The sequence below is a fragment of the Nostoc sp. genome (genome assembly GCF_036917195.1).
GTDB lineage: Bacteria > Cyanobacteriota > Cyanobacteriia > Cyanobacteriales > Nostocaceae > Nostoc.
The window spans coordinates 71,800-98,159 of record NZ_JBALDG010000073.1 but is presented as its reverse complement, the minus strand read 5'-3'; the positions used below and the strand labels follow the sequence as shown (position 1 = coordinate 98,159).

The 26,360-nt window shown below is 42.5% G+C and carries 27 protein-coding genes and 1 tRNA gene; 13 read left to right on the top strand and 15 right to left on the bottom strand.

All coding sequences use genetic code 11. The features are described 5' to 3' along the window. Nucleotides 1-81: 81 nt before the first annotated feature. On the bottom strand, nucleotides 82-741 hold the full coding sequence (locus tag V7K40_RS24460) for an Npun_F0813 family protein (RefSeq protein WP_334964326.1): 660 nt from the start codon (nucleotides 739-741) through the stop codon (nucleotides 82-84). An 85-nt stretch (nucleotides 742-826) separates the two neighbouring features. Beyond that, the gene (locus tag V7K40_RS24455; protein WP_334964324.1) at nucleotides 827-952 is read right to left on the bottom strand and encodes a hypothetical protein; all 126 of its coding nucleotides are present in this window, start codon (nucleotides 950-952) and stop codon (nucleotides 827-829) included. Nucleotides 953-1,095: 143 nt separating this feature from the next. On the opposite strand from V7K40_RS24455, the gene V7K40_RS24450 reads away from it, so the two are divergent. Then, nucleotides 1,096-1,168, top strand: a tRNA-Arg gene (locus V7K40_RS24450). Between the two features lie 471 nt (nucleotides 1,169-1,639). Here V7K40_RS24450 and V7K40_RS24445 read toward each other — a convergent pair. After that, nucleotides 1,640-2,941: a dihydrolipoamide acetyltransferase family protein gene (locus V7K40_RS24445; RefSeq protein ID WP_334964322.1), complete on the bottom strand. Its 1,302-nt coding sequence runs from the start codon at nucleotides 2,939-2,941 to the stop codon at nucleotides 1,640-1,642. Nucleotides 2,942-3,520: 579 nt separating this feature from the next. Between V7K40_RS24445 and V7K40_RS24440 the strand changes: the two genes are divergently transcribed. Continuing rightward, a complete protein-coding gene (locus tag V7K40_RS24440; RefSeq protein WP_334964320.1) occupies nucleotides 3,521-4,042 on the top strand; it encodes a hypothetical protein in 522 nt (173 codons plus the stop codon). 256 nt (nucleotides 4,043-4,298) lie between these two features. On the opposite strand, the gene V7K40_RS24435 is transcribed toward V7K40_RS24440, so the two are convergent. Beyond that, entirely contained in the window at nucleotides 4,299-4,748 is a 450-nt protein-coding gene (locus V7K40_RS24435) for a YlqD family protein (RefSeq protein WP_069072569.1), read from the bottom strand. 42 nt (nucleotides 4,749-4,790) lie between these two features. Further along, nucleotides 4,791-6,767, bottom strand: a complete 1,977-nt coding sequence (locus V7K40_RS24430; RefSeq protein ID WP_334964318.1) for an AMP-binding protein — start codon at nucleotides 6,765-6,767, stop codon at nucleotides 4,791-4,793. 257 nt (nucleotides 6,768-7,024) lie between these two features. Here V7K40_RS24430 and V7K40_RS24425 point away from each other — a divergent pair, with 257 nt between their 5' ends. After that, a complete protein-coding gene (locus V7K40_RS24425) occupies nucleotides 7,025-7,270 on the top strand; it encodes a hypothetical protein (protein ID WP_334964316.1) in 246 nt (81 codons plus the stop codon). 411 nt (nucleotides 7,271-7,681) lie between these two features. On the opposite strand, the gene V7K40_RS24420 is transcribed toward V7K40_RS24425, so the two are convergent. The 3 genes from V7K40_RS24420 to recQ all read right to left on the bottom strand — a co-directional run bounded on the left by V7K40_RS24420 (nucleotide 7,682) and on the right by recQ (nucleotide 11,860). Then, nucleotides 7,682-8,872, bottom strand: coding sequence for an MFS transporter (locus tag V7K40_RS24420; protein WP_334964314.1), 1,191 nt, complete (start codon nucleotides 8,870-8,872; stop codon nucleotides 7,682-7,684). Nucleotides 8,873-8,883: 11 nt separating this feature from the next. Then, nucleotides 8,884-9,456: a Uma2 family endonuclease gene (locus tag V7K40_RS24415; RefSeq protein WP_334964312.1), complete on the bottom strand. Its 573-nt coding sequence runs from the start codon at nucleotides 9,454-9,456 to the stop codon at nucleotides 8,884-8,886. A gap of 244 nt (nucleotides 9,457-9,700) precedes the next feature. Beyond that, complete coding sequence (gene recQ / locus V7K40_RS24410) at nucleotides 9,701-11,860, bottom strand: DNA helicase RecQ (protein WP_334964310.1); 2,160 nt, start codon at nucleotides 11,858-11,860, stop codon at nucleotides 9,701-9,703. A gap of 27 nt (nucleotides 11,861-11,887) precedes the next feature. Between recQ and V7K40_RS24405 the strand changes: the two genes are divergently transcribed. The 5 genes from V7K40_RS24405 to V7K40_RS24385 all read left to right on the top strand — a co-directional run bounded on the left by V7K40_RS24405 (nucleotide 11,888) and on the right by V7K40_RS24385 (nucleotide 12,900). After that, nucleotides 11,888-12,028, top strand: coding sequence for a hypothetical protein (locus V7K40_RS24405; RefSeq protein ID WP_334964308.1), 141 nt, complete (start codon nucleotides 11,888-11,890; stop codon nucleotides 12,026-12,028). Nucleotides 12,029-12,118: 90 nt separating this feature from the next. Beyond that, entirely contained in the window at nucleotides 12,119-12,292 is a 174-nt protein-coding gene (locus tag V7K40_RS24400; protein WP_334964306.1) for a hypothetical protein, read from the top strand. A 14-nt stretch (nucleotides 12,293-12,306) separates the two neighbouring features. Continuing rightward, complete coding sequence (locus V7K40_RS24395) at nucleotides 12,307-12,426, top strand: type II toxin-antitoxin system HicA family toxin (protein WP_334964304.1); 120 nt, start codon at nucleotides 12,307-12,309, stop codon at nucleotides 12,424-12,426. Nucleotides 12,427-12,432: 6 nt separating this feature from the next. Beyond that, nucleotides 12,433-12,672, top strand: coding sequence for a type II toxin-antitoxin system HicB family antitoxin (locus V7K40_RS24390; RefSeq protein WP_334964302.1), 240 nt, complete (start codon nucleotides 12,433-12,435; stop codon nucleotides 12,670-12,672). Nucleotides 12,673-12,675: 3 nt separating this feature from the next. Beyond that, complete coding sequence (locus V7K40_RS24385; protein ID WP_334964619.1) at nucleotides 12,676-12,900, top strand: type II toxin-antitoxin system HicA family toxin; 225 nt, start codon at nucleotides 12,676-12,678, stop codon at nucleotides 12,898-12,900. 193 nt (nucleotides 12,901-13,093) lie between these two features. Here the strand turns inward: V7K40_RS24385 and V7K40_RS24380 are convergent, their stop codons facing one another. Continuing rightward, nucleotides 13,094-13,318, bottom strand: a complete 225-nt coding sequence (locus tag V7K40_RS24380) for a hypothetical protein (RefSeq protein ID WP_334964300.1) — start codon at nucleotides 13,316-13,318, stop codon at nucleotides 13,094-13,096. Between the two features lie 2 nt (nucleotides 13,319-13,320). Then, nucleotides 13,321-13,638, bottom strand: coding sequence for a hypothetical protein (locus tag V7K40_RS24375; protein ID WP_334964298.1), 318 nt, complete (start codon nucleotides 13,636-13,638; stop codon nucleotides 13,321-13,323). Between V7K40_RS24375 and V7K40_RS24370 the strand changes: the two genes are divergently transcribed. After that, nucleotides 13,621-15,252: a hypothetical protein gene (locus V7K40_RS24370; RefSeq protein ID WP_334964296.1), complete on the top strand. Its 1,632-nt coding sequence runs from the start codon at nucleotides 13,621-13,623 to the stop codon at nucleotides 15,250-15,252. The two genes, V7K40_RS24375 and V7K40_RS24370, sit on opposite strands and share 18 nt — an antisense overlap. A gap of 170 nt (nucleotides 15,253-15,422) precedes the next feature. Here the strand turns inward: V7K40_RS24370 and V7K40_RS24365 are convergent, their stop codons facing one another. After that, nucleotides 15,423-15,710, bottom strand: coding sequence for a hypothetical protein (locus V7K40_RS24365; RefSeq protein ID WP_334964294.1), 288 nt, complete (start codon nucleotides 15,708-15,710; stop codon nucleotides 15,423-15,425). 83 nt (nucleotides 15,711-15,793) lie between these two features. Further along, nucleotides 15,794-15,922, bottom strand: a complete 129-nt coding sequence (locus tag V7K40_RS24360; RefSeq protein WP_334964292.1) for a hypothetical protein — start codon at nucleotides 15,920-15,922, stop codon at nucleotides 15,794-15,796. Between the two features lie 15 nt (nucleotides 15,923-15,937). Between V7K40_RS24360 and V7K40_RS24355 the strand changes: the two genes are divergently transcribed. Beyond that, a complete protein-coding gene (locus V7K40_RS24355; RefSeq protein ID WP_334964290.1) occupies nucleotides 15,938-16,105 on the top strand; it encodes a hypothetical protein in 168 nt (55 codons plus the stop codon). 848 nt (nucleotides 16,106-16,953) lie between these two features. Continuing rightward, on the top strand, nucleotides 16,954-18,936 hold the full coding sequence (locus V7K40_RS24350; RefSeq protein WP_334964288.1) for an ATP-binding protein: 1,983 nt from the start codon (nucleotides 16,954-16,956) through the stop codon (nucleotides 18,934-18,936). Nucleotides 18,937-19,151: 215 nt separating this feature from the next. Here V7K40_RS24350 and V7K40_RS24345 read toward each other — a convergent pair whose 3' ends face one another. The 3 genes from V7K40_RS24345 to V7K40_RS24335 all read right to left on the bottom strand — a co-directional run bounded on the left by V7K40_RS24345 (nucleotide 19,152) and on the right by V7K40_RS24335 (nucleotide 23,207). After that, nucleotides 19,152-20,714: an AAA-like domain-containing protein gene (locus V7K40_RS24345; protein ID WP_334964286.1), complete on the bottom strand. Its 1,563-nt coding sequence runs from the start codon at nucleotides 20,712-20,714 to the stop codon at nucleotides 19,152-19,154. Nucleotides 20,715-20,844: 130 nt separating this feature from the next. Next, a complete protein-coding gene (locus tag V7K40_RS24340) occupies nucleotides 20,845-22,221 on the bottom strand; it encodes an AAA-like domain-containing protein (RefSeq protein WP_334964284.1) in 1,377 nt (458 codons plus the stop codon). Nucleotides 22,222-22,544: 323 nt separating this feature from the next. Next, nucleotides 22,545-23,207, bottom strand: coding sequence for a class I SAM-dependent methyltransferase (locus V7K40_RS24335; RefSeq protein ID WP_334964282.1), 663 nt, complete (start codon nucleotides 23,205-23,207; stop codon nucleotides 22,545-22,547). Nucleotides 23,208-24,112: 905 nt separating this feature from the next. On the opposite strand from V7K40_RS24335, the gene V7K40_RS24330 reads away from it, so the two are divergent. Then, complete coding sequence (locus V7K40_RS24330) at nucleotides 24,113-26,104, top strand: alpha-amylase family glycosyl hydrolase (protein ID WP_334964280.1); 1,992 nt, start codon at nucleotides 24,113-24,115, stop codon at nucleotides 26,102-26,104. 25 nt (nucleotides 26,105-26,129) lie between these two features. Continuing rightward, entirely contained in the window at nucleotides 26,130-26,267 is a 138-nt protein-coding gene (locus V7K40_RS24325) for a hypothetical protein (protein WP_334964278.1), read from the top strand. Nucleotides 26,268-26,360 lie beyond the last annotated feature (93 nt).

Genomic DNA, 26,360 nt, shown 5'->3' with positions numbered 1-26,360 from the left:
GTACTGTGTCTGCTAAATAATACACAATCAGATACCAAAAGCAAGTACCAGTAGCAGGAACTTTGTTAAAAAATTTCCATGCTACTGCCATAGTTTACCCAGTGGCGATTGATTTAGCCAACTGATAAACAGTGATCGCTCCCCTTCTGGCATATCTTCTAGCTTATAAATCACTTGTTTGGTAAAATTAGCGTTGCCAAAATACGCCTTTCCTAGTCGATGCAGCTCTTCCAACAGGATAACTACATGATTTTCTTGCCAATTAGGTATTTTGGCTGTCGGCAAAGGATTTGTAGATACCAAATATTTAACTGCTTCTAGGGAAGATGCCTGCGGAAATTGTTTCTGCTGTAATACCTCCGCAATATCTTTCTCAAATAATGCAGCTTGCCTAGCACCTAAAAACTCTTCAATGTCAATAGAAACACCTTGCAACAGCAAAATACTGGCTTGGATTAAAATCCCCGTTTTACTATGACCACCTGTGTCATTACCCAGATGCTCTAAACGGATTTTACCCCAGACGCTAAAGCGTTCCGGTTCCTCCAGCAAAACACAGGCTTTACCCCGATTATCCGTTAATTCTCTCCATAAGGCTCTAGCTTCTTCTTCTTGACTAGCTTTGAAAACACTAATCAAGCGAAAAGTCTGCCCTTGATAATTGAGGATCGGCACCTGCTGATCCCGTTTTGGGTGCTGAATGCTTGAGATTTCAACATCCTGCCGTTTGAGAATAAACATGGCACTAGCAAATAACTCCTCACAGGGGCACTCTTAATATGGAATATATAATGGCATTTGGCAGCATCGCCAAGGCTAAAATTACCTAGCGTGCTGTGGAAATGAACCTAGCGATCGCTAGATACTTCTCGAAGGTAGCTGCCCAGAGGGCGTTGGCGCTAACAGGCAAATAACCCCTTAGCAGCACAATATATCTAAACCAATACCCCATCTGTTTCGTTTATAGTGTAAATTGACTAGCTAGCGACTAGCATCTTAGCCTTGCTAATGGTGAATCTGCAATTTTCGATTGCTTCTTAGTAGGTAAGAACGATATAATGCAGGTGACTCCTTTGGGAGCCATAACTTTGTTTTGGGCGCGTAGCTCAGTGGATAGAGCAATTGCCTTCTAAGCAATCGGTCGCAGGTTCGAACCCTGCCGCGCTCGTTTTAAATAAATATCAACCCTCAAGCACTGGGACATGATCTGGTGATTTCCTCGATTGAGGGTTTAAGTGCCCCGCAACTACTATGCATGTTTTATGTCGAGGTCTAAATCCCCGTTACAAAACGTAATTGCTTTAGCGTCATTGCAAATTGGTTTTAGGACTTACGCATCGTACATAAGTACTACACGAAATTTGGGTGTTTCAGTCATATTAAGCACTTATGGGTCGCAAATATGCGAGTAAATCAGGGTTATACGAAGCGCCTAAAACAACCGAATATCGTCTTGCATATTATGGTTAATTTGTACAGTGCGTAAGTCCTGGGTTTAATGGACAGATGGTGTCCATTGTGATATTAATTTATATGCATAAAAAATTTAAGTGTAGGTATTGTTTGTTGTTAGCGCTACTCTACAACAAACTGCTGCTCGCTGATAGCGCTAACATTTAAATTTGGTGTCTTTTCAAAACTACATTGTCAAAGATTGAGGATTCGTCTCAATCAATTTCGCTAAATCTTGCAAGAACGCCGCAGCATGGGCACCGTAAATAATCCGATGGTCGGAAGTAATATTGACTTGCATTTGTTGTCGCACACCAAACAAACCGTCTGCTGTTGCTACCACTTGCGGACAGGATGCCCCGATCGCTAAAATTGACCCTTGTCCAGGCGGTAAAATCGCATCAAATTTGTCTACGCCAAACATCCCTAAATTTGACAGGGTAAAAGTACCACTGTTGTATTCTTGGGGCTGTAGTTGTTTTGCCCTAGCTCTGTCTACCAAAGACTTCCAAGTACGTGATAGAGAATATATATCCACTGCGTCGGCATTTTGCAACACAGGCGTAATCAATCCGCCATCATCCATCGCTACTGCTACGGAAATGTTGATATCAGAATGATAGACAATGCCCTGGTCTGAGTAGCTAGCATTTAACAATGGGTGTTTTTGTAAGGTCACTGCGACAGCTTTCGCCAGCAGCGCTGTCATTGTCACGCCTTTGGATTTAATTTGTTTATAAAGCTTGTCTAAACCATCGGTGGTAATTGTATAACCGACCCGGAAGACGGGCACGGATATGGTGGCTACCATGTTCCGCACTACGGCATTTTGGAAGGTAGTTAGAGGCACGATTTGACCAGGAACAGCCGCTACTGCTGGTATCGGTGCTGGTGTCCGAGGTGCTGGGGGTGCAACTGGGGTGCTGCTTGGTACAGGTGCTGGTGGGGCAACTGGGGTAGTAGCGGGTTGCTTGCCCTTATTGGACAATGCTTCTATATCTTCGGCGACAATACGGCCGTGGGGACCACTGCCTTGGAGAGTAGTCAAATCAACTTTGAGTTCTTTGGCTAATTTGCGGGCACGAGGTGAAGCTACAAGCCTTCCTTCTTTGTGGTTAGACCCGTTTTGAGACACTAAGGCAGGTGTTGTAGCTGAGGCTGTGGCGGGGATTGGTTCGGGAGATGACGTAGCATTAGCAGCCATGCCGCCTGAATTGGCAAGAGATTTCGCCTGTTCAATTTCAGCTTCCGTTTCTGCAATAAAGGCGATCGCAGATCCTACCGGGGCAGTTTCACCAGCTTCAACTATGATATGAGCAAGAAATCCCTCATAAAAGGTTTCTACATCCATATCTGCCTTATCTGACTCTACAACCACCACTGTTTCGCCTTTTTCCACTTTGTCACCTGGCGATTTCACCCAGGAAACGATTTTGCCTTCGGTCATGGTAGAACTCAGCGCCGGCATAAATACTTCGTGAATGCTCATAGGGTGGTTTGGGAATCAATGGTTTATGGACTTTAACAGTTTTTATCAGATCGAATTGTATCTTGTTGACACTCCCCGGACTGAACAAATCTCGCTGCGCTCATATGTTCAGTCTGGGGATTCTTGGTTCATCCAGCAATCGGTAACGGGGGGATCGTTTACCGAACCGTATTGGGGCAGGATGTCGGGTGAGCGCGATACTTTGACTGTTACAAAAAGAATTTTGGATTGGAGATTTTATATTTTAGGTTGGGCATTGGGTATTAGGGAGTGGAGGAGATGAGGGAGCAGGGGGAGAGTTCCAAACTCCAAACTCTTAACTCTAGGAACCTAAATATAACTTAAAGGTCTATAATACAGAGCTATCCTCAATGGTTAGCCAATATCTCGATTTCGTTTTAGTAATTGACTAGCAAAAACTATCACGAGTTGTTCACAGATTAAATGGGATTGCTATTTATATTCCTTATAACCACTGCTTAACATACAGGAGCTTCTCACAGGTAGAGGATATGGGATGCAGTTCAATCTAGAATTCAAAATTGGTAATAAACCTATTTGAAATTCCTGTTTACTTTTATGCCGGCAAAGCTGAAATTCTTTTTGATTGTGATACTAAGTATCTTTGCCACTACTGGCGCTGGAGTATATATTACCCAGAGCCAGCAATATGCACCGATTGTTGAGACTAATAAGGGACTTGCCCAGCAGGTGGGAGCAATACATCAGTCTCAGGAGATTGTGGCATACTTAGAGCGTTCCGATTATAAAACTATACCTCTAGGAAATATTAACTCATCGCTCCAAGGTAGTGATCCTGCTACCCTTGCGCTGAATGCTTTTGACGACATAGCATCAGTGCGAGGAACGCGAAAGGTAGAGGTAGCTTATCCGCAACGAAATCAGGCTTTTGTAACGATTACGCAAATCAAGCGGGGTGATGATTCTGTTGGTATTAAATATCGAGTTGAGATGACAACCTTTGGGCGATCGCTTTTTATTAGCTCACCTCCAGTGTGGGAAATTGTTTGGGCTGGCTCCCAGGTGGAATGTTGGGCTGGGAGCCGCTCCAAACTCAAGTTAAATCATATCTGTCGGTAATTAAAAGTCTGCCAATTTTAGATTTTTAATTTTGGATTTTGGTGAAGCAGCGCGGTCTTCTCCCAATGTGATAAAGGGGAGCCACTGCGGTCTTCTCCCTACAGCCCTTCCCTTACGGCGAACAGGCATCCTACGGCAGGCGTTAGCCTCTGACAATGTGAGAAGGGGAGACCATGCCGCGCAACGAGCGTCAGGGATTAAAGGAAAAATCTAAAATCTAAAATCTAAAATCCAAAACTGAACGACTCATAACTTTCTAAATGTCGCCGCGAATTTCTTCTACAACGCCATCACGCAGAACAATTTCGACCTGCATTTTGCTAATTAGGTTATCTCCCGTCTCTACCCGGAAAAAGCCTTCCATTTGGAATTGGTTGACTTCCTGATCTTGCTGGAGAAACTGCACTTGCTGGAGATTTTGTAGCAACTGATTTTTCTGCTCTAGAAATTCACTTTTCTTTTGATTGACTTGGAGTTGGATATTGTCAATTTGTTGGAGAGTCTGGGGGCCAGGTGGTTGCAGACTCTGCTTTTGAATTGCAGCGATCGCTCTTTGTCCTTCAACGTCTAGCTGTTGCAGTTGTTGGTCAAGTTGATTGATCTGCGTTTGCAGCTGCTGTTGTACTTCCTCTTTCCAGAGAGGAGTAACAATGACTTTGACGTTAACAACGCGTTTTAGGAGCAAATTAGATTTGGAGACATCCATAAATATTTCACGTTCACTCTTACTAGTTGGCAGGTGGAATAATCAGGCAAACATGCCGTCAATAATATCGCGATAGCGTTCCGTAACGACCTGTCGTCGAACTTTCAGTGTTTGTGTCATCAAGCCATTTTCGATGGAAAACGGTTCCAGAATGAGTTTAAATGTCCCGATGCGGTCATCCGGTCGAAAGCCTGGACGATTTTGCACTTCCCGATTCAATTCTTGCCGAAATAAATCCTGGATCATTCTACTCTCCAAGTCAATTTTTTGACTAGGTGAAGAAGTAACCTGATCATTTTGCCTATCCAGTGTCAGATTCTGACTTGCTGCCCATTTTTCTAGGGCTTCGACATTGGGGACAATTAAGGCTCCCAGGCTGCGCTGATCTTGACCGATGAGCATAATTTGATCGATATATAGCGATCGCAAACACGCATCTTCGATCGGCTGCGGCTCGATGTTTTCCCCATTAGTCAATACAATCGTATCCTTTGCTCTGCCAGTCAGCACCAAGTCGTCTTGTGGTGTCAGCCAACCCAAATCGCCGCTATCAAACCAACCTTCGGCGTCAATTGCTTTCGCTGTCGCTTCGGGATTTTGGTAATAGCCTTGCATAATCTGTGGCCCCCTCAACAATAACAAGCCTCGCTTCTCTACTGGCAAAGGCGCTTTTGTCTCAGGATCTACAATTTTAGCTTCTGTAGCCGGAAGTGGTAGCCCTGATGCACCAATCAAATTCCGCCAAGGACGTCGCACATGGGTAACAGGAGAAGTTTCTGTCAAACCATAACCTTGCAAAATCTGCACACCAATAATTTCAAAGAAGTTATCTATGTGTCTGGGAAGCGCACCGCCACCGCTAATCATCTGCTTGACTTGTCCTCCTGTGGCTTCTCGCACTTTGGCATAAACCAGTCGTTCTCCCAAGGCATGAAGGGGTAATAAAGCAGATGCTTGGATCTTAGCTGCTAATCGTTCCACAGGTGAAGCATGAAGATTATTTAAACTCAATCCCTGAGCAACTCGCCGCGCTTTAATATATTTCTCACTAATGCCCAATAAAAAGTTAACTAGGCGTTGCTTATTCGCTGGTTGTTCGCGGAATTGCTTTTGAACTCCTTCATAAATCGATTCCCACAGGCGGGGTACACCCACCATATAGTTGGGTTTAAATTCTCTCAAATCACCTTTGACAGAACGCAAGTTAGTATAAACTTGCGTGCAACCTTGAGATAATAGGTAATATTCAACAGTCCGCTCGTAGCTGTGCCACGAAGGTAGGATACTGAGAACGATATCACCCACATTTGGTTGCAATACTGTGCCAAAGGTTGTCACTTGGTGCATCAAATTGTTATAAGACAGCATTACACCCTTGGGTTTACCTGTGGTGCCAGAGGTGTAAATTAGGGTTGCCAGAGCGTCGCGATTTTGCTTGACTGGCACAAAATTATGATTTACCCCAATTTCGATCAACTGTGCAAAGTTAAGCACCTTTAGGGTTTCATCTGTTGGTGGTGCTTCATCCGAAAGTAAGATGACTACCTGAATTGGTAAATCTTGAAGGCGGTCTTGTAATTTTTTAAATGTCTTTAAATCCTCAACAACTATTGCTGTGCTGCCACTATTAGTAATGATAAACAGCAGTTCTTCTTTTTCTGCTTGGGAGCTACGCACTGCATCAACTCCACCAGCAGTCATGATACCTTGATCAGCAATAAACCAGCGAGGACTGTTGTCAGAAATTAAGGAAATGCGATCGCCAACTTTTATTCCCAACGCTTGCAACCCAGCAGCAAATAGTTGTATTTGCTCTGCTAACTGCGTATAAGTAATCACTACTTCTGGTTTAGCGTGAGGGCTGCGGAGGGCGACAACATCACCAAATCGTTGAGCTGCCAAAGGCCAAATTTCTGGCAGCGATTCCACATTTGTGTAATCTACCAACCGCTTTAATGCCTCACGTTCTTGCTCACTGATGTTAGATAAAAAAGAAGACGCAGTTTGGGTTTTTGACATAACACTTACCTAAATATCGTAAACTGATCGTTTTCCAGTTTATTTTGTTATTCTGCTACAATCACCTTCCTTATTATCCACATTCCCTTGTGTGCATCATAATTCCAGGAATTCCACGTTTCTATTTACAAAAATTTATGTTAAAGTTAGTTTACATAGATTGCAAGCAATAGATTGACTGAATATCAATCCTACACAGATATTATGCTTGCATCTAAGAACAGCGGTCACCTATTTTTGACAGGGGATGATTACCTATGAATTTGATAGAGGCTATACTGGTAACGCTAATCAACACTGCTGCTTGCATGGTGTTTCCTAAGCTTGTAGCTATCCTTCTAGCTGATAAAACCAAACCTACTGAAGCGTTGCTGAATGGTTTAGAATTACAAACAGCCAAAGTGGAACTTACGAGTTTTCCTTATTGTACAGCTTACACACTAACAGGCAGTCAATTCTGTAAATTCAGTCCTGATTTTTGTCCCAAGTGTTCTCCAAACTGATGGGCTATTTGCCACTAAAAATTACTCGGTACTTCAGTTCAACTTTGTAGATATTTATATTGAGGAATTGGAAAAATTTATGGCTATTCAATACTTGGTATGCTAAATAAATCCGCTAAAAAGCGGAAAATATTGCTGTACAAGAAAAACAGGCATTATTTTTTAACATTTTAGGTTTTTTTAAAGATTTAAGCTTTCTAAGCTTTACTTTAAAGTCAAATTTTGATGTTTAACTAATAATTCAAATCACAATTGAACAAAACGATAACGCTGTGCCATAACATTCAAACTTGGAAATGCCCAGTTTTTCTTAAAACAGACTGATTGTTTCTAGATATCGCCTTGCTCAGGAGAAAATTTAGTGATTGGTGCAAGGCGATATTTGACTCAAAAACGAGAGTTTGATATTTATTATTTATTTGTTCTTGCTCTAGTTATTTGAGGTCTGACGATAACAAAAAATGCCAGCAAAGTAAAAACTAACATTTGCCAAATTACCAAATTCCAGCCACCAAGATGCCAGCACAATAGACCAATGCTAGTACCTACAGCACCGCCCATAAAATAGGTAGTCATGTAAACTGTGTTGATGCGACTATTCGATTGAGCATCAAGAGTGTATATCCTTGCGACATTTGTGACCTGCGTTGCCTGTACACCTACATCTAGTAACAATACAGCAACAGCGATCGCCAGCGCTGAACTAGAAGCAATTTTAGCAATTACTAAACTTCCAATCACCAGCGATACAGCAATAGTTAAGGAACGTTGGGAGTTACCTTGATCAGCTAATTTACCAAAAACTGGTGCCATCAATGCACCTGCGATCGCTACAAAGCCATACATCCCAATTGTGTCAGATTGAAAATTAAAAGGCGCTCCACTTAAATGGAAAGTCAGCGTTGTCCAAAATGAGCAAAAGACACCAAACAATAACCCACCAATTAAAGACGTTTCTCTCAAGAGTGAAAAACGTTTTAATTGTTGAAGCGTTGATTTTAATAAATTTAAATAATCACCACTATATTCATTCTTGACATTAGGCAAGTATATCTGTAGTAAGATAGTAACAATTAAAATCATTCCTGCTGAAAATCCATATACATAACGCCAACTCAACCATTCAGCAATATATCCACTAAAAACCCTTGCTCCTAAAATTCCGATCAATATACCAGTAAAAATGTTGCCTACAGTTTTGCCTGTAGTTACTCTATCTATACTTGCTGCTAAGGGAAGAATAACCTGATCTGAGACTGTTGCAATCCCAATTGCTACGCTCAATATCCAAACCTCAACGATGTTTTGTGAAAACGTCATCAGGATCAACAAACAGAACAAACATATCAGTAAGCAAAGAATTAATTTTTTCTTGTTGATTTTATCGCCCAAGGGGATTAAAAAGAAAAGCCCAAAACCGTAACCAACTTGCGAAAGCACAGATATGCTACCCGCTTCGCCTTCACTGACTCCAAAAGAAGATGCAATATCTTTGAGGATTGGCTGATTATAATAAATGTTAGCAACACAGACACCAGCTGCGATCGCCATAATCATTACCTGGACTTTAGTTAATCCGTTACTTGAGATTTGTTTTTGCATTCAAACTAAATTTATACAGGAAAAAACTGATTTACAGTACAGCTAAAACCAGACAATAAAGGAGAAATTATAATATCGCTACTAAATAGTGTTTCTACCAATTTAAGTTGATTGTCTTCGCGCCGATAGACCTCTAGTTTACGCGATCGCCAATCAGCAATCCAATATTCTTTTACTCCTCTGGAAGAATAAAGTTTAAGTTTAGCCTCCTTATCTCGTCTTAGGTCTTCCTGGCTAACAGACAAAACTTCGACTACCAAATCTGGTGCACCAGTTAAATGTCCCGCTTCATCCAATGTTAGCGCCAAGGTTTCTTTAGTAACCCAAACTACATCAGGAATCACATTATCTGATTCTGAAAACAAAACGCCAGGGTTGATTACAGCTTCCCCTAAATCAGTAGAATCTGACCAAATGTTAAGCTGTTGGAAAATTCTGCCACAAGTTTGCTGATGTTTGAAGTGAGGTGCCCTGGTCATAAATAATTCTCCATCAACTATCTCGTAGCGCGTCCCTTCATTTTCTGCGAAGAGTTTCACATCGTGAATCGTCCAGCGTACTCCTGTATTAAGCATCTGACTCATCGGCTAACTCCTTTAATCTGGCTTTTGTATTTTAATCATAAGAAGATGTTTGTAAAGCTTTAGCGATTATAAATCGCACGCCAGGTACAAGATATGAGGCACTGGCTTGGCTATACAGACAAAACCCACCTCTGTGGGTTTTAAGCTTTGATTTTATCTTAGTCCACCGAGGTAGACTTTGCTTGTGTAGTAGCGACTTCTAGTCGCCCAATACTTTTAAAACATCCTCGAAAATTTTAAATTATCACTTGCGATTTTCGCGCCGCCATTTTCCCCGTACTAAACGAATTTCATCAAAAGTGTAGCTTTCACCAAGTTGTTCTCGAATTGGCGTTAAAGATATATCACCAAGCACTTCTAAAACTTGCCAAATTTTTTGTTGATGTTCAAGAGATACTAACTGATTTAAATCTACAGGCTGATTTTTTTCAATTAAATCTGTCAAATGACGAATGATTGTAGTAGGACGAATGTTGCGTTTTTTGGCAATGTCATTAACACTCAAACCTTGTTTATGCAATTGGAATGTAAATATTTCTGTATCGGAAGGTAAGCTAAGAGAGGGTGTAAAATTAACCTGTGGTGGATCTACCAAACCTTTTTCTTGGCGGTAGGCGCGAATTTCTGTGAGGAATTTATCGCCATATTGGGAAAGTTTGTGACTACCTACGCCAGAAAGTTTACCAAATTCGGTTAGTGTTTTAGGTTGTACCTGTGCCATCAATTTCAGAGTAGAATCCTGAAAGACAACGTAAGGTGGAACAGACTGTTCGTCAGCAAGTTGTTTACGGAGCGATCGCAACCTCTGCATTAATATCTCTGCTTCAGCAGCTTTTTCACTCCCTTCTTCCCAAGTAATCTTCTGTGCTATGGGAACAGCAAGAGAAACTGTGTGCTGTCGCCGCATCACTTCCCAACTGAGGGCGTTAAGCTTCAAAACTGAGTAACCATCGTTAGTCTGTTCTAGCAACCCTTGATGTAAAAGCGATCGCCCCAGCATCCGCCACTCATCTACACTCTTATCTTTACCAATACCATAGGTAGAAAGTTTATCGTGTTCGTTTTGGGTGATTTTCTGGTTTTTTACCCCCCGCAACACATCAATAATGTGCAGCATCCCAAATCTTTCTTTACAACGCGCCACACAAGATAAAAACTTCATGGCTTCAATTGTCCAGTCTTGCATTGGTTTGGGATAACGGCAATTATCGCAGTTACCGCAATTCCCACCAAAACGTTCCCCAAAATAACCTAGCTGAATTGTGCGCCGGCAGACAGTACCTTCAGCATAGTCAATTACCTGACGTAGTTGTTGTTTAGCAATCAACTGTTCTTGAGGGTCAGTTTTTTGGTTAATACTCCATTCAATGGTTTTAATATCACTGAAACTGAAAAAAAGTGTACAACGTGAAGGTTCACTATCCCTTCCCGCCCTACCTGATTCTTGATAATAACTTTCCAAATTACGCGGTAAATCAAAGTGAATTACTAACCGCACATCTGGCTTATTAATTCCCATACCAAAGGCAATTGTTGCCACCATGACGCGTACATCATCTCGAATAAATCGAGTTTGATTGCTGCTGCGTTCTTCATCAGTTAATCCGGCATGATAGGACAAAGCAGAAATATGATCATTTTGCAGTTTAAAGGTGAGTTCATCAACTTTTTTGCGCGTCAAGCAATAAATAATTGCTGAACCCTCAGTTTCCCGAACGAGTTCTAATAATTCAGCGTAAGCAGACTTGCTTTTAGAACGAACTTCGTAGTAAAGATTTTGGCGGTTAAAGCTAGCAATGTGGATACTGGGTTGCTTAAGCCCTAGTTGTTGGATAATATCAGCACGGACGCGATCGGTTGCTGTGGCGGTGAGGGCGAGGGTAGGAACATCAGGATAGCGTTTCCGCACAGATTTCATCTGCCGGTATTCTGGGCGGAAGTCGTGTCCCCACTCAGAGACGCAGTGGGCTTCGTCAATGGCAAAAGCTGCAATCCCAATTTTTTCCTTGACTAAATCAAGAAACGGGAGAAATCTTTCACTCAACAGACGTTCTGGGGCGACGTAAAGTAATCTAACTTTACCGCTGAGGATGGCTTCTTCGCGCGATCGCACCTTATAAGGATTCACACTACTATTCAGAAATGTGGCAGCAATGTTATTATTTCGCAGTCCTTCCACTTGGTCTTGCATCAAAGCGATTAATGGTGACACTACCACCGTTAAACCTTTTTTGATCAATGCAGGTAACTGAAAGCACAGAGATTTTCCCCCGCCTGTAGGCATGACAATCAATAAATCCCGATTTTGCAGCGCATCTTCGATAATTTGCCGTTGTCCGGGGCGGAATCTGTCGTAACCGAAGTGATATTTTAGCGCTTGTTCGAGATTGGGGTACTGAAGCATAGCGATCGCTTTTTCGGGGCTGTCTGCGTGAGTAGTTATGAAGATATCAGGATTTTAACTCACATCATCGGCAGCTTTGGTCAGACCTGGGTTTGTGTTGGCGATCGCAATTGTCTTAACACAACTTCTCTTACCCCAGCTTTCACAGCGTTGCTTTCACTTAGCTAGTACTGGCGGTAATCGTGAGAGAATCGAATAATAATCTTGAGCAGCTAATCATGAAGCGAGAATTTAATGTGATTATCGAGCGGGATACAGATGGTTACTTTGTCGCTTCGGTTCCTAATCTTGCTGGGTGTCATACGCAAGTCTTATTCTTTAGATGAGTTGATAGAACGCATCCGAGAAGCGATCGCACTCTGTTTGGAATTTGAGGATGAACAGGATTCATTGGATTTTGTGGGCGTCCAACGAGTTGCAATTGAAGTATAAGCCAACTGCCAAGTTTGACAGCACGCGAAGTCATTGCAGCTCTTGATAAAATAGGTTTTGATGTTGCTAGGGTGCGCGGAAGTCATCATATAAATCAGTCTAAGTTAAAAGTAGGTAGATCACAAACAAGTTGAAAACATATGGACAACAACAATAAACAAATCTACAATTACACAGTTCTTCTGGAAAAAGAATCAGATGGAGGTTATCACGCTTTTTGTCCTATTTTAAAAGGTTGTCATTCTCAAGGAGATTCTTTTGAAGAAGCCATCGAGAATATTACAGAAGCTATTGAATTATATATTGAAAGTTTAAGGGCTGATAATCAGTCAATTCCTAAAGATGATTTAATTGTTAAGCCTTTAAGTATCTTGGCATGAGTAATTTTCAAGCGTGTCAAAGCTAAAGAATTTATCAAAGTCATCGAAAATTTAGGTTTTTATCTTGACCGTCAAAAGGGGAGTCATGCTATTTACAAGGATAGTCATGGACAAAGGGTTGTTGTTCCTATTCATTCGGGAAAAGACCTAAAACAAGGGACTCTAATGGGTATGATTCAAGATATTGGTATTGATAAGGAAACTTTCTTTGAGTTATTGGGAAAATAAATTAGGTGTAATTTTATTGTTTGATGTCGGTACTAAACCCAACATACAAGCTTGGCGATGTCTACGACGGGCTTTGCGCTGTCGCAGGCTAATCAACCTTTATGCTAGGAGCGATGTCTACGACGGGCTTTGCACTGTCGCACGCTAATCAACCTTTATGCTAGGAGTGATCGCTTTTATTGTTTGACTTTCGTTATAAGATAGGCGATCGCACTAGGAAAATGAGGCGATGTCTACGACCGGCTTTGCGCTGTCGCACGCTCATCAACCAACATATTGAGCGATCGCTTTTTCGGGGGCTGTCTGCGTGAGTAGTTATTAAAGATATCAGATTTTTTCTGGTGAGCGCACCGTCGCCGAGTGATTGCTGAACCCCAGCCACCCCGCAAGCCTCGCCAGCCGGGTAGTGCAATCGCAACCCTAATCATCTTGTCCGAATTTGATTGATTTTTGGGAAAACAAGAGCGATCGCCCATGCATGAAGGTTGATGAGCGTGCGACAGCGCAAAGCCCGTCCATTGCTAATCTTGTAGCGACAGTAGTCTTAAAAGTCAAGCGTAGGCGTAGCCCGTCGTAGACATCGCCCATGCATGAAGGTTGATGAGCTTGCGGAAGGCGAAGAAGGAGCGCTAACAAATATTCGTCAAATGTCAAATGGTTTAAGGCAATGGTGTATGAGATAATATTTTTTTTACCGATAGTTAAGTTCTGAGGTTGGCAATGAACAAGCGATCGCACATTCACAAAAAAGCTGACTCGTCCGCTTCAAACCCAGTAAGGAGTCAGTTGCAGTCGCGCCCCAAAATTACCCAAGCCAAAGCACAACCTCAGAAGCCTCTGACGCAGACCCAAACAGAGAATCAAGAATTTCAACAGCAGAAGTTAGAGGCGACGAAACTAGAACTCCAGGCGAAATATGGCACTATAACGGCAGAGGGACAGGAACGGCTCACTGTATTGCAGGCTAAAATGAGTGGCTCGTTGCACAGGAGACTGGAATATGCGTCAAGATTCGGTCACAACTTTGCCAATATACCCATAAGTCGTCCTGATGCACCATCACAGCCACTGGTGCAAACGAAACTGACGATTGGAGAGCCGGGAGATAAGTACGAACAAGAAGCAGACCGAGTAGCAGCACAAGTCGTCAACCAGATTCATGCACCTGTTTCTGGGCAGGCAGGTCTTTGTCAGCCAGTCTTGCGAGAGTCGGTGTCAGAAGAAGAGAAAGAACTTCAAAAGAAGCGATCGTTACTGCGAGGAGCAAGTGCGGGGAGAAAGAAAGCAGCACGCGTTGTAGAAGCGTCAATTAAACAGGGGCGAGGTAGTGGACAGGGGAATGCAGAATCGTTACGGGAGGGGAGGGTTCAGGCGTTTGGGGCTATGAACAACCGGGTGAAAATGCAGTCATATCCAAGAGGGACTGAGATGTCTGTGATGCAAGGGGCGTCGGCAAAGACTACAGGGATGGATGTGTTCTTTAGGATGGGGAAATCTAAAGGTGGGACAAAGAGGGGGGAAAAGTTATTTCAGGATGACGTAACGCAGATGCCGGAGCAGAATGGCAGGGATGCCTCAGCAGTAAAAAAGGAAGTATTGTGGCAACGGTCCAATGAAATAGTAAGCATGACACCGAGGGAGACGGAGAAAGTCAGCGAGGGGAGAGCGCCCTTGAATAAGATTCAGCCCACAAGGTACAACGCAAACGTGAATCAGCGAGTAAGGAAACCACCCATAAAAACAGTTTTAAATAACGTATCGAAGAAGATAAAGAAAAAGCGAACCTATAAAAAAATAGATAAGATTATAGGCGGTGTAGAATCAAGGGCGAAGATAGGACCACAAATCAACCGAAGTGGCAGCGTGGTGGAGTCGGGAGAAGCACCGAAAGCAGTGTCCTTGATGCAAAAGAAAACTGGGAAAACCTTTGTAGCGGGGCACTTAGTGAATGCGGAGTTTTGGGGAGTTGGCAGACTGGAAAATTTGACGACGCTGTCGGCGAGGGGAAATAGTAATCATAAAAAATTCGATGAGAAAGTCAAGGTAGGGTGTCATTATTTGGAAAAAGCATATAAGGCGGCACATGAGGACGGGGTGGATCTAGAACGCACGGAATTACCGGTTATCGAAGAGAGGGTGAGAGTAGAGAGGGGAGATGGGATGTTATGGGGCACAACCTTGCCCGAAAGCGCGGTATCCAAAGAATTGGACTGTGAAGCGGAGCTAATCAACAGTGAATACGTCCGAGATGAATTGAGATCAGAAGGAGGTACCAAGAGCTACAACGACTCCATCAAAAAAGTAGAGAGTCACCTGCCGCATGCGTTCGATGGATTAATATTCAACCCCTAGGATATGTAGACCGCAGGTCTTAGCGATTGGAATATAGACGAGTCGAGGGGAGGGTGGGGGTAATGGATTGGTGAGGGACTTGGGAGAGGGGTGCTCCAGGGAAGTTAACCACAACGAATGGTTGAGGATAACGGCAAGGGAAAGGCGGTGAAGGATGGGTGCCAGTGGCTCTACTCGAAACGCACCCGTAAATTCTTAAAGATGCGATCCGCCCCCACAAAAACCCGCTCAACCCCACTTCGTACCCACCGCCACCAATGTCTCACATATTCCCCAATGCGGACAAAATCCGCACCATGCTCATAAAGCTGAGAAACACGTTCGACAAACCTCTCCACCGTCTTCGGCGCGATCTCTAACCCCTCAGGCGAAAACCAATAACCTAAAAAATCAAACCCATGAGAGATTCTGCCAATGAAAGTTTTATCAGGATGAAGTTCAAGCTTAAACTCGCCCATGATCTCCTTCACGGCTTTAATCGCCCCCCGCAATTTCCACCGCGTCGGTGCCGAAATCACCCAGTCACTCGCTTCGCTCAAATTCAAAATTCAAAATTCAAAATTAAAGACAATGTGATATCCTCATACACACCTCCATCGGAAACGAATCGCTGTAGATAACCTCGAATTAAATCCAGCACGGGCGGTTCGGGAACATACCGCTGCACCATATCAAACAAAATCTCTTGATTGATACTGGCATAGTACCCCTTCACATCCGTCCGGAACACAAAAGTATTCTCTTCCAGATGCGCCGCCACCTCTTGCAGCGCAGCTTTCCCACCGCCAGTCCCAGCAGGCGTGAAAACACCTTTGGGAAAGATGGGGTTTTAGGTGTGCCGTTAGAACAATAGCGATCGCCCGTTGGTAGCGACTGTTTTAAAAGTCAAATGATTGCTTTGTTTATGGAGATTTATGAAAGCGATGCCTACGGTGGTCACTGAGCTTTGTCGTACCACTTCGTGGAAGCAAGCTACGCGCAGCGTCTCGTAGAGAAGTGCGGGCTACGCCTACATACCTGTGTACTTGATCGCGGTGCGACAAAGTTTGAAGTACTCCAACACGACTTCGGAGTACCTCAACACGACTTTGGAGTACTTCAACACGACTTCGGAGTACTTCAACACGACTTTGGAGTACTTCAACACGACTTTGGAGTACTTCAACACGACTTTGGAGTACTTCAACACGACTTTGGAGTACCTCAACACGACTTCGGAGTACCTCAACACGACTTCGGAGTACCTCAACACGACTTCGAAGTACTTCAACACGATTTTGGAGTACTTCAACACGATTTTCAAGTACTTCAACATGACTTCGAGGTATCTGTTGCTTATATAGCAGTCCTAAATCATTCGTGAGAATTTGAGATCGTTTTAACCTCCCTGTAGTCCCAAGGCTGTTTCATTCCCTAAAAGGCGCTAAAATAACAGCCAACTACTTTTCAAACAACCTCTTATGGCGGGGACTTTGACGCGTACCCCTACGGGGAAGCAAGCTACGCGTAGCGTCTTTGTTAGGAGAAGGATTAATCAATTCAAAATTATCTTAATTCTTCATTTTAAATTTTGATTTTGAATTCAAAAAAGGTCAATAATTTTAATTCAGGAACTTACTTACTACAGATACAAGTAGATGGGGCAGAAAGCCCCCTGCAAACCAATCTAAATATAAAGTATAATTTAATACGTTTAACTATATGAGCAATCAGTGGTACGACGCAAACCAACAGTATTTATCTGCATCTATAGCCTTGATAAGGCATACTTTAGAGCAGTATACCGTGAATTTATTTAACTCCTCCGATAAATTAAGTAACAATGATAAATATGAGCAAGATTTACAAAAGGCTGCTGAAGCAATACCTGCTCCATCGGCATTAGAAAGAATTTGTCAGATTTTTGGTCTCTCAGCCTTTGAACGCGATGTACTTCTATTGTGTGCGGCAATGGAGTTGAGCAGTAACTTTTCTAGTGTATGCAGTGTAGCTCAACCAGAGGAGCAAAAACCTTATCCGACATTAGGTCTAGCCCTAGCAGCTTTACCAAATCCCCATTGGGATGCGATCGTTCCATATGCGTCTTTGCGTCGTTGGCGTTTGATAAAAATAGGAGAGGCTCATGCACTGACTCTCTGCCCGCTACGAATTGACGAAAGAATTTTGCACTATTTATTTGGAATACAATATCTTGACGAAGGGTTGTCTGGCATGATTAAGCCATTGCAATCTCACAATGATTTAGTGCCATCACATCAAACTGTAGCAGAGAAAGTAGTAGCAGTTTTGTTGCACACTCCAACCACGGGGGAATTGCCAGTTATCCAATTTCATGGCGTGGAATCTGTAAATAAACGTGATATTGCAGTCACCGTGTCTGAGATGTTAGGTTTACAGCTAAACGCAATGTCTGCACACTTAGTTCCGGTGATACCAAATGAATTAGATAATTTTATTTGCTTGTGGAATCGGGAGATACTTTTAAGTGCGAGTGCAATGCTTATCAACTGCGATGAATTAGATACAACTGACATGGCTCGTCTGAGAGCGATCGCACATTTAATTGAGCATTTAAACGGTGTCTTAATGATTACCAGTCAAGACAGAATGAGCGTAAAACAACGTCCAACTGTTAGCTTTGATATTCACAAACCAACTTTAGAAGAGCAAGGTGCAGTGTGGCGAGAGGCACTCAGTGATTTGGTTCCCCAATTAAACGGTTCGGTCAACATTTTGGCGAATCAGTTCAACTTGAGTGCCGTCAGTATTCAAGCCGCTTGTACACAAGTCGCAGGACATTTAAGCCAAAAACAGGAAAACAGTGATATCAATAGTATTTTATGGGATGTCTGCCGAATACAAGCACGTCCGCGTTTAGATGAACTCGCCCAGAGAATTGAACCTGCGGCTGATTGGGAAGACTTAGTGCTACCGCCGTTGCACAAACAGCTATTGCATGAAGTAGTAGCCCATGTACGCCAACGAAACACTGTATATGGATCGTGGGGATTTGGTGGCAAGAGTGCACGGGGATTAGGTATTACCGCCCTTTTTGCAGGTGCTAGCGGTACAGGTAAAACCCTAGCAGCAGAAGTTCTGGCATCGGTGTTGCGTCTCGACCTTTATCGTATTGACTTGTCTTCAGTCATTAGCAAGTATATTGGCGAGACAGAGAAGAATCTCCGGCAAGTCTTTGATGCCGCACAGGAAAGCGGAGTGATTTTATTATTTGACGAAGCTGATGCCTTATTTGGCAAGCGCAGTGAAGTTAAAGACAGCCGCGATCGCTATGCCAATATTGAGGTCAGTTACCTATTGCAGAGCATGGAAGCCTACCCTGGCTTGGCAATTTTAACAACTAATCTTAAGAGTTCGATAGATACAGCATTTCTACGGCGTATTCGCTTTGTCGTTCAGTTTCCCTTCCCAGACACTATTCAACGAGCAGAAATTTGGCGGCGAGTTTTCCCAACGAGTACTCCCACACAAGGGTTAGACCCGATGAAGTTGGCAAAGCTGAATGTTGCAGGAGGTAACATCCGCAATATTGCTCTCAACGCGGCTTTTCTCGCTGCTGATGCTGGGGAATCCGTGCAGATGAAACATTTGTTACGTGCAACCCAAAGTGAGTATTCTAAATTGGAAAAACCTTTGACAGATGCAGAAGTTGACAACTGGACTTGATCTAAAGTTTAGACTTACAGCAGTTTTCATGTATTTGAACTACATCTGTCGTAAGGGCACAGCATTGCTGTGCCCCTACCGCGTGGTCTATTTACCTGAAAATAGCTGTAAGCCGATAACAGTAACGTATTGGCAATATTATGACCAAATCGCTTTGCGTGTTCCAGTCGGTAACTTTTAATTAATTCCGCAAAAAGTAAAATCTCAAATTTGCCTCAGCATCCACCTAACCGAGAATTTGCAGTTAATGTTTTGCCCTGATGCCCTATCTGGGTACATTTTCTCTGTGATTCTAAAGCATCAATCTTTCGTAAAAGCGATATTCCCCACACTAGAGAAATCACCAACTTAATCGTCATCCCCAAGAGCAAAAATGTTACTATTCTGGCAGATTTCTTTTGTTGAGCCAGCCTTTTTTGGTGTTCTGCAAGTCGTGCTTCAATTTCTTTAGCACGTTCAGCCTCTAATGCTTGCTGCATTTCTCGCCGATCTAATTCTTCACTAGCAGCTAAAAATCCATAATCTGAGTTGCTCAAGCTTTTGCCATTTGCCCAAGTTTGGGCATCAATCAAGGCTTGTCCACGTAATAGGCGAGAATCATCCTTTTCCTTTGAGGCTACCCATGCATTGAAGGTTTCGTAGTAGGGGCGCAAGTAAGCTAATTTTTTTCTAACCCATTCTAAATTGAAAACTTCTTGATAAATTCGGTTTTTGATTTGGAGAAAACCTTGCTTTTTGATCACCAAACCAGATAGCAACAGTTCTACTTGTTCTCGACTATCGTCGGCTGGTACTTCCACTCCTTGGAGGATTTGTTGATAAATTCCCAGCAATCTGGCGGCAATTTGTTCGTTTCTGAGGATACGATCACGAATTGTCCGCAAATGCTCCGGTTCATCAAGTGATTCCCATTTCTCGATGATGTGCGATCGCACCACATTTTCTATCCAAAATTCTTCTGTGCCAGGGGGAAATTTTAGCTTTCTACCCAGATCATCTTGAGATAAACTGACAAGTAGCCGACACAGTTTTTGAGTAAGAAATGGTTGCCCTTCTGTCCAAGCTAATACTTCTTTTAAAACTTTCTGGGGATGATTGTCTTTAATATCCAGTCCCAATGATAGTGGTTGAGCTTCTTCAAATGTGAATCCATTCAATTGTATGGCTTTACCAAAATTAAACGGTGTAGGATGATTTCGATATAGAATTAATTCTGAAGGTGTCGCAACACCGAAAATTGCAAATGTAATCCGATGATACTCTGGATCAACTGCTCGTTGGTTGTAGCAAAATCGAATTAACTTAAAAAAGTCATCAACAGAAAAATCAAGGCTGAAAATACTATCAATTTCATCAATAAAAATAAATAATCTTTCATTAGGAAATTGAGATAACAGATTTTCCGAAATAAACCGACTGAGTTTCTGAACTGAAGAGATATCATTTTGTTGTTCACACCAACTTTTTAGATTGACTTTTCCTAACAGTTTAAAACCTAACCATAAGTCCCCGATAATTCCCTTATACCACTGCTCTGGAGTTATATTTTCGCAACCAATATTAGTCATATCAACGGTTGCACATCTAAAGCCTTCTTGTTGCAAGCGATGCTTTGTTTTGACCATCAGTGAGGATTTGCCCATTTGCCTACAGCTAAGGATGTAGCAAAATTCACCCTGTTTCAAGGCTTCGTAGAGTTCTACATCTGCCCTGCGCTCAACATAGCTAGGAGCGTCACTGGTTAAAGTGCCGCCAACTTGGTATCGATAATTGTTCATTTGATTTAAAATTTAAAATTCGTTCACGTTCTTAATAAATGAATTAGTATCGGGACAATTGATAAAATTCATCTTAAGAGTGAGAATTAGTTATTTTGATTATTTGTCTTTCAATAGTCTACCAGAACCATTAGTACCCTGAGTATCCAAGTTGTTGGCTAAAATAAAGGCGATATAACTCACACATCGTGTGAGCTTGATTGCCGTTTAGTTGAACCAAACCCATGCTTTCTAGCTTATAAGCAGCGATCGCGTCTAGCTCTACTTTTTCATCTGTTGCAATTACCTGTTGCATAGCTGACATTAATTCTGGTTCTTTTTGGAGTAGATTCAACAATTCTCGTAAATGCTGACTGTAAATTCCCACTGGTGTAGATGCGGTTTCTAGTAACACCTCTAATGTCATTTCCTCCTGACATAGATGATAAAGCGCAAGGCTCACCAAATAGGGATGTCCTCCTACCATTACTTGTAGGGGTACAAGACGTTTTGCCCCTTCGGAGTCTGCTGCCCAATGTAGTCCGTAACATAATGCTAAATTCTGTACCTGATTGAGAGTAAACGGTGGCAGCGTAATTGTTATCCCTACATTGAAAGGTGATTGGTTAAGGTTGAGCGGAATATAAATTTCTGTCGTGTGAACTACCACCATCCGCAGTTTTTGCCAGATTTGATCCTGCTTTGCTTGTTCGTGCCAAAATCGCAGCATTGGCAGAAAATCTTGGGCAATATTGGGATGTTCAAAAACTCGATGGACTTCATTCAAAGCCAAAACTAGAGGATTATGATCAATGTATTGCAGCAGATACGCTTCAAAATAGATTTTGCAGCTTACCTTGCTGCCCATTTCCGTATCCCAAAAATCATCTAGAGAGGGAAAAAGATTTAACTGCCTACTAACATTGACACAAAACCAACGTAAAAATTTATCAATACAAGCAAAAACGTCTTGGTCAGCTTCTTGAAAGTCCAAATAGACAATTTGATAACTTTGCTCTTTAGCATAAGCAATCATCCGGTTGAGCAGTGAACTTTTTCCCATTTTTCTAGGTGCTTTAATCCGAATTAAGCAACCAGGGTGTAAAATCTCGTTAAAAACAAGTTCTTCCAGGGGAGGGCGATTGATGTAAAAAGGAGAACCCAGTGGTACAGGACCGCTAGGAAATTCTATCTTTCTTGCTGAAAAAAAATTTGGAGATATTTCTAAGCTAGATTCTTCGCCGAACTGATGTTGGCTCTGATTCTCCTGATCACCTATCTTGTCTTGCAAGTATTTATTCAAGGCTAAATGCAGATTTTTTTTCGTTACTCTTTTTCCAAGTGCAACGGAAAGGTCTTGCCACAACTCAGAGCCAACTTCCTTGATGTAAGTGTTGCGGTAGCCTGATGCCTCTGCCATTTCACTGTAACTTTTGCCCAACCACGATTGAGAGAGCACAAACCACTGAATGGAAGCAAGAGGCTTGTCTTGCAAAATTCTTTCTACTGCTTGCAGAATATCTTCCACGAATATTAAAAGTTAAACAATTAGAAGATGCATTTATCCACTTTAGTCTAGTAATAATATACTACCGAATAAATACTTAAAAAAAGAAAAAAAATGTGTATGGGTAAAAAATTGTACCCTTTATTAATCTTCAAAGAAAGAAAATTATTATTGTGACACTTCAGAGTAGCAAAAGTTGATTTTAGTGGGAATCAGCTGCTAAAATGCTTTTCTTCCCAAGGGTCACAGATGAAAGTAACTTATGGAACCACTATTTTTTGTAAAAGCGACACTACGCCGCTTCTGCGTTCGTAACAAATAGGATAAATGGGGATTCAAAGATATTACTTCTTCAGTGCCAGAGTCAAGCCATCTGCGATCGCTACTACACTAAGACTAACTCGCTGGTCTTGATGCAGCTTTTGATTAAAGGCACGAATCTTTTTAGTTCTATTATCTTGCACTTGGGGGTCGGCAACCCTGCCTGACCAAAGGACATTATCGATCGCAATCAGTCCTCCCCGTCGCACTAATTGCAGCGATCGCTCATAATAGCCATCATAGTTGCTTTTATCTGCATCGATGAAGGCAAAATCAAAAGTTTCCGCTTCTTTTGTTACGAGTAGCCGATCCAAAGTCTCCAAAGCTGGGGCAATGTGCAGTTGAATTTTATCCGCCACTCCTGCTTGCTGCCAATAGCGCCGTGCGATCGTTGTAAATTCCTCGCTCACATCACAGGCTACCACCTGACCGTCGCTCGGTAACGCCAATGCCACCACTAAGGCACTATAGCCTGTAAATACCCCAATTTCCAAAGTTTTCTTAGCTCCCAACAACTGCACTAGTAACGCCAGAAACTGTCCCTGTTCGGGAGCAACCTGCATCCTGCCAATTGGATACTGGGCTGTTTCCTGTCTGAGTTGGGTTAAAATCTCTGGTTCTCGCAGAGAGATTGATAGTAAGTAGTCATAGAGGTTTTGTTCGAGTCCTAGTGTTTGAGTTGTCATAACGTGCCTTCCTGCAATCCATAACGTTTACACAGCGCTTGCAGTTTCAACCTCAACAGCGAGTGGGGAATCTGCACAAAGTTGAGGCAGCGCATTGCGTATTTTTCCAAGAGTTGTAGCAACTGCCGTTTTATTGTTGCGCTTACCAATATTGATTTCTTGCTTGATTCCGGGATTGAACCTAATAATCACGCTTGCGATCTATAGGACTTACGCAAAAAACCTCTCAAACTCTCATTCCTCCGTGTACTCTGTGTCTCTGTGGTTCGTTCTTTCATAACCCGTGCGTAAGTCCTGATCTAGTTAGCGATCGCCAACTCAACACTACACTTAGTACAGTATTTCATTAATTTGTAGCGAATTAATGAAATATCCGGCAATGCCAATGTGTCGGTTTACATTGTTAATGCGTCGGCTTGCAACGTCAATGTGTCGGTTTACATTGTTAATGCGTCGGCTTGCAATGCCAATGTGTGGGTTTACATTGTTAATGCGTCGGCTTGCAATGCTAATGCGTCGGCTTGCATTGTTAATGCGTCGGCTTGTAATGCCAATGTGTCGGCTTGCATTAACAATGTTACGCTATTACGCAAAGCTGTATTTAGTACTGAATGTATAGTCTTTTTCTTTACCTTTGAGCAGAAATATGCAGAAAACCCCGAAATGCAATCTTCAAAATCCAAAAACTTTTGAGGATTGAATGTCTTTTAACTCAGGGATGAAAGCCAATAGCAGTAAATATCGAAACGTTGATATAGATAAAGTTAACTTCCTAAATTTACCAGCAAAATACTCAGTCCACTGCCTAATATTGACAGTTCAAAGAAATTCAACCTATCGTCTGGAATAATACTCGACTGTTGTGTAAGAACTCCATAACTGAACTTTGATCAGAGGTTTTTGTAATGCCTATCGATTTATTGAGCCGCAAAAAAACTCATTTTGTCTTGTGGCGTCCCGGTGCTTCAGAACTAGCTCCCACTCTCTACATTGGCAACACTGCTCCCGAAAGTCCAGACAGATTAGCTCAATTTAAACAAATTCCGCTTCGTCAATCAACAGAATTTCCAGAATTGTGGGAAGTTTCGGCTCAAGAATCTGGTCTGACTGAAGGACAGGTCTACTTTTATTGGTTTAAAGTCCGCAACTCAGACCCCTACGACTCTGCCAATGCTAATCAAATTCTTTACTGCACAGATCCAACAGCTACGACTGTGGATCGACGCTTACGTGCACCAACGCCGTCAGAATCGGGAGGTGTTGCTAGCTTCGATCCAGCAAGCGTCGTACTTTATCAAAATGGGACGCTAATTCCCTCTGATCCCCAAGGGCAAACTGTAAATTGGGAAGGTGATGCTCCTTTAGAGACGCTGCCAACCAATAATCAACTGGTGATTTACGAATTACCAACCCGCTGGACAAAGATTAACTCAAATGGATTGATTGAAGAAGGAAACGGCACATTTCGTGACGTACTAGCACTGTTGATCCCAGAAGCGATCGCTCCTACTTTTCCCATACTCAGCGCCTTGAATAACCGCGCTCATCTTGTGGAACTTGGAATCAACGCCTTAGAACTTCTGCCACCAGAAGACAGTGATGATGATCTCAATTGGGGCTATGGTACAGCAAATTATTTTGCAGCAGATTTTGACTTAGGACGCCCAGATAGCCAGTCAGCACCTACTGCTTCGACTGATTTAGCTAATCTGATCAAAGTCTGCCATCAGCAAGGGTTGCGCTTTTTTGTGGATGTGGTGATGGCATTCTCGCGGAATAATCCCTACCATAACGTTAATTTTTTGGAATTTTACATCAAATGGGCCAGTGGTGATCCAGAACAAGGGTCAAGAGATGGCTTTGGTGGGGATTTATTTAAGTACAACTATTGGGTAGAGGGCTATAACCCCATTACTGGCCAAAAGTCCTGGCTTGTCCCAGCCCGTGAATACTTAAAAGCCCATATTACTCACTGGTTAGAATCCTATCGGGTTGATGGTCTGCGGTTGGATAGCGTCAACAATATTGCCAGCTATGACTTTTTGCAGGAATTCAAAGATTTTGCCCGCACCCTTTGGGACAAAAGAGGCGGAACCGGCGATAGGTTCCTCGTAGTTGGCGAAGAGTTGAGTGTACCCCTATCTCTCATCCACCAAAATCGTCTGGATGGACTTTGGAATGAAAAGTTCAAGCAAATCATCCGACAAGTGATTTTAGGTAAAAACGCCTGGGATGAACCCAGCTTTGAGTGGAGTATCCGCAAACTAATTGATTGCCGAAACTTAGGCTTTACAGATGGTTCTCAGGCAGTAAACTATATAACTTCCCATGATGTTGGCGGTTATGGTAACGAGCGTTTCTTCAGCTACCTTGTTAGTAATGGAATTGATCATACTGAACCGCGGATTAAGTTGGCATTTGTCTGCCTACTTACCGCTGTAGGAATTCCCATGATCCTTGCTGGAGATGAATTTGCCGATCAGCAGGATTTGCCTCCAACAGATGATCATAAGCAGATTGACCCTGTTAACTACAGCCGTGTGAAAGATGATTGGCGGCAACGCATTTTCCAATACGTTGCCAGGTTGATTCGCTTGCGTAAGACTTCTGATGCTTTAGCTGTAAATGATACTCAATTTCTTCATGTTGACTTTAATGATGGTAAACGAGTTCTAGTCTGGCAGCGTGGTAATAAAGCCGATCAATTAGTAATTGTAGTGGCAAATTTCTCTGACTACGGCACTCCTGTTGGTTCTGAGTACAGAGTCTTGAATTGGCCTGCAACCCCAGTTGGCAAGCAGTGGAAGGAAATTACTCAAGAGCGGATAATTCCATCAGAATGGGTAGGCAGAGAAAGTATCTTCCCTTGGGAAGCTAAAGTGTACGCTCTAGTTTAATCTCAATGCTGCTCAGTGAAAGATCATGTTAGGTCAGGTTTGGTATTTCAACCTGACCTATTTCTATCGCCACGATGAGATATCACAAAATTCGGATGTTTATTCTGAAACTCAGTGGCTACATCCATCATTATGGGTACAAATGACTCTGAAAGTGATGTAGATTGTAATTATTATGCAATAAACCAGCGCACAGACATTCTGTATGTAGAGATATTGCATACCAAGCCTTTGCTTGAGTTACTTGCCTAAACCC

Excerpts from the sequence above, each read along its gene's own strand:
- V7K40_RS24350 (WP_334964288.1), top strand. The coding sequence starts at position 16,954 with ATGAGCAATCAGTGGTACGACGCAAACCAACAGTATTTATCTGCATCT.
- V7K40_RS24420 (WP_334964314.1), bottom strand. The coding sequence starts at position 8,872 with ATGCAAAAACAAATCTCAAGTAACGGATTAACTAAAGTCCAGGTAATG.
- V7K40_RS24460 (WP_334964326.1), bottom strand. The coding sequence starts at position 741 with ATGTTTATTCTCAAACGGCAGGATGTTGAAATCTCAAGCATTCAGCAC.
- V7K40_RS24440 (WP_334964320.1), top strand. The coding sequence starts at position 3,521 with ATGCCGGCAAAGCTGAAATTCTTTTTGATTGTGATACTAAGTATCTTT.
- V7K40_RS24360 (WP_334964292.1), bottom strand. The coding sequence starts at position 15,922 with ATGGTGCAGCGGTATGTTCCCGAACCGCCCGTGCTGGATTTAATTCGA.
- V7K40_RS24435 (WP_069072569.1), bottom strand. The coding sequence starts at position 4,748 with ATGGATGTCTCCAAATCTAATTTGCTCCTAAAACGCGTTGTTAACGTC.
- V7K40_RS24430 (WP_334964318.1), bottom strand. The coding sequence starts at position 6,767 with ATGTCAAAAACCCAAACTGCGTCTTCTTTTTTATCTAACATCAGTGAG.
- V7K40_RS24445 (WP_334964322.1), bottom strand. The coding sequence starts at position 2,941 with ATGAGCATTCACGAAGTATTTATGCCGGCGCTGAGTTCTACCATGACC.
- V7K40_RS24390 (WP_334964302.1), top strand. The coding sequence starts at position 12,433 with ATGGACAACAACAATAAACAAATCTACAATTACACAGTTCTTCTGGAA.
- V7K40_RS24400 (WP_334964306.1), top strand. The coding sequence starts at position 12,119 with ATGGTTACTTTGTCGCTTCGGTTCCTAATCTTGCTGGGTGTCATACGC.
- V7K40_RS24370 (WP_334964296.1), top strand. The coding sequence starts at position 13,621 with ATGAACAAGCGATCGCACATTCACAAAAAAGCTGACTCGTCCGCTTCA.
- V7K40_RS24345 (WP_334964286.1), bottom strand. The coding sequence starts at position 20,714 with ATGAACAATTATCGATACCAAGTTGGCGGCACTTTAACCAGTGACGCT.
- V7K40_RS24425 (WP_334964316.1), top strand. The coding sequence starts at position 7,025 with ATGAATTTGATAGAGGCTATACTGGTAACGCTAATCAACACTGCTGCT.
- V7K40_RS24325 (WP_334964278.1), top strand. The coding sequence starts at position 26,130 with ATGTTAGGTCAGGTTTGGTATTTCAACCTGACCTATTTCTATCGCCAC.
- V7K40_RS24335 (WP_334964282.1), bottom strand. The coding sequence starts at position 23,207 with ATGACAACTCAAACACTAGGACTCGAACAAAACCTCTATGACTACTTA.
- V7K40_RS24455 (WP_334964324.1), bottom strand. The coding sequence starts at position 952 with ATGGGGTATTGGTTTAGATATATTGTGCTGCTAAGGGGTTATTTGCCT.
- V7K40_RS24415 (WP_334964312.1), bottom strand. The coding sequence starts at position 9,456 with ATGAGTCAGATGCTTAATACAGGAGTACGCTGGACGATTCACGATGTG.
- recQ (WP_334964310.1), bottom strand. The coding sequence starts at position 11,860 with ATGCTTCAGTACCCCAATCTCGAACAAGCGCTAAAATATCACTTCGGT.
- V7K40_RS24330 (WP_334964280.1), top strand. The coding sequence starts at position 24,113 with ATGCCTATCGATTTATTGAGCCGCAAAAAAACTCATTTTGTCTTGTGG.
- V7K40_RS24365 (WP_334964294.1), bottom strand. The coding sequence starts at position 15,710 with ATGGGCGAGTTTAAGCTTGAACTTCATCCTGATAAAACTTTCATTGGC.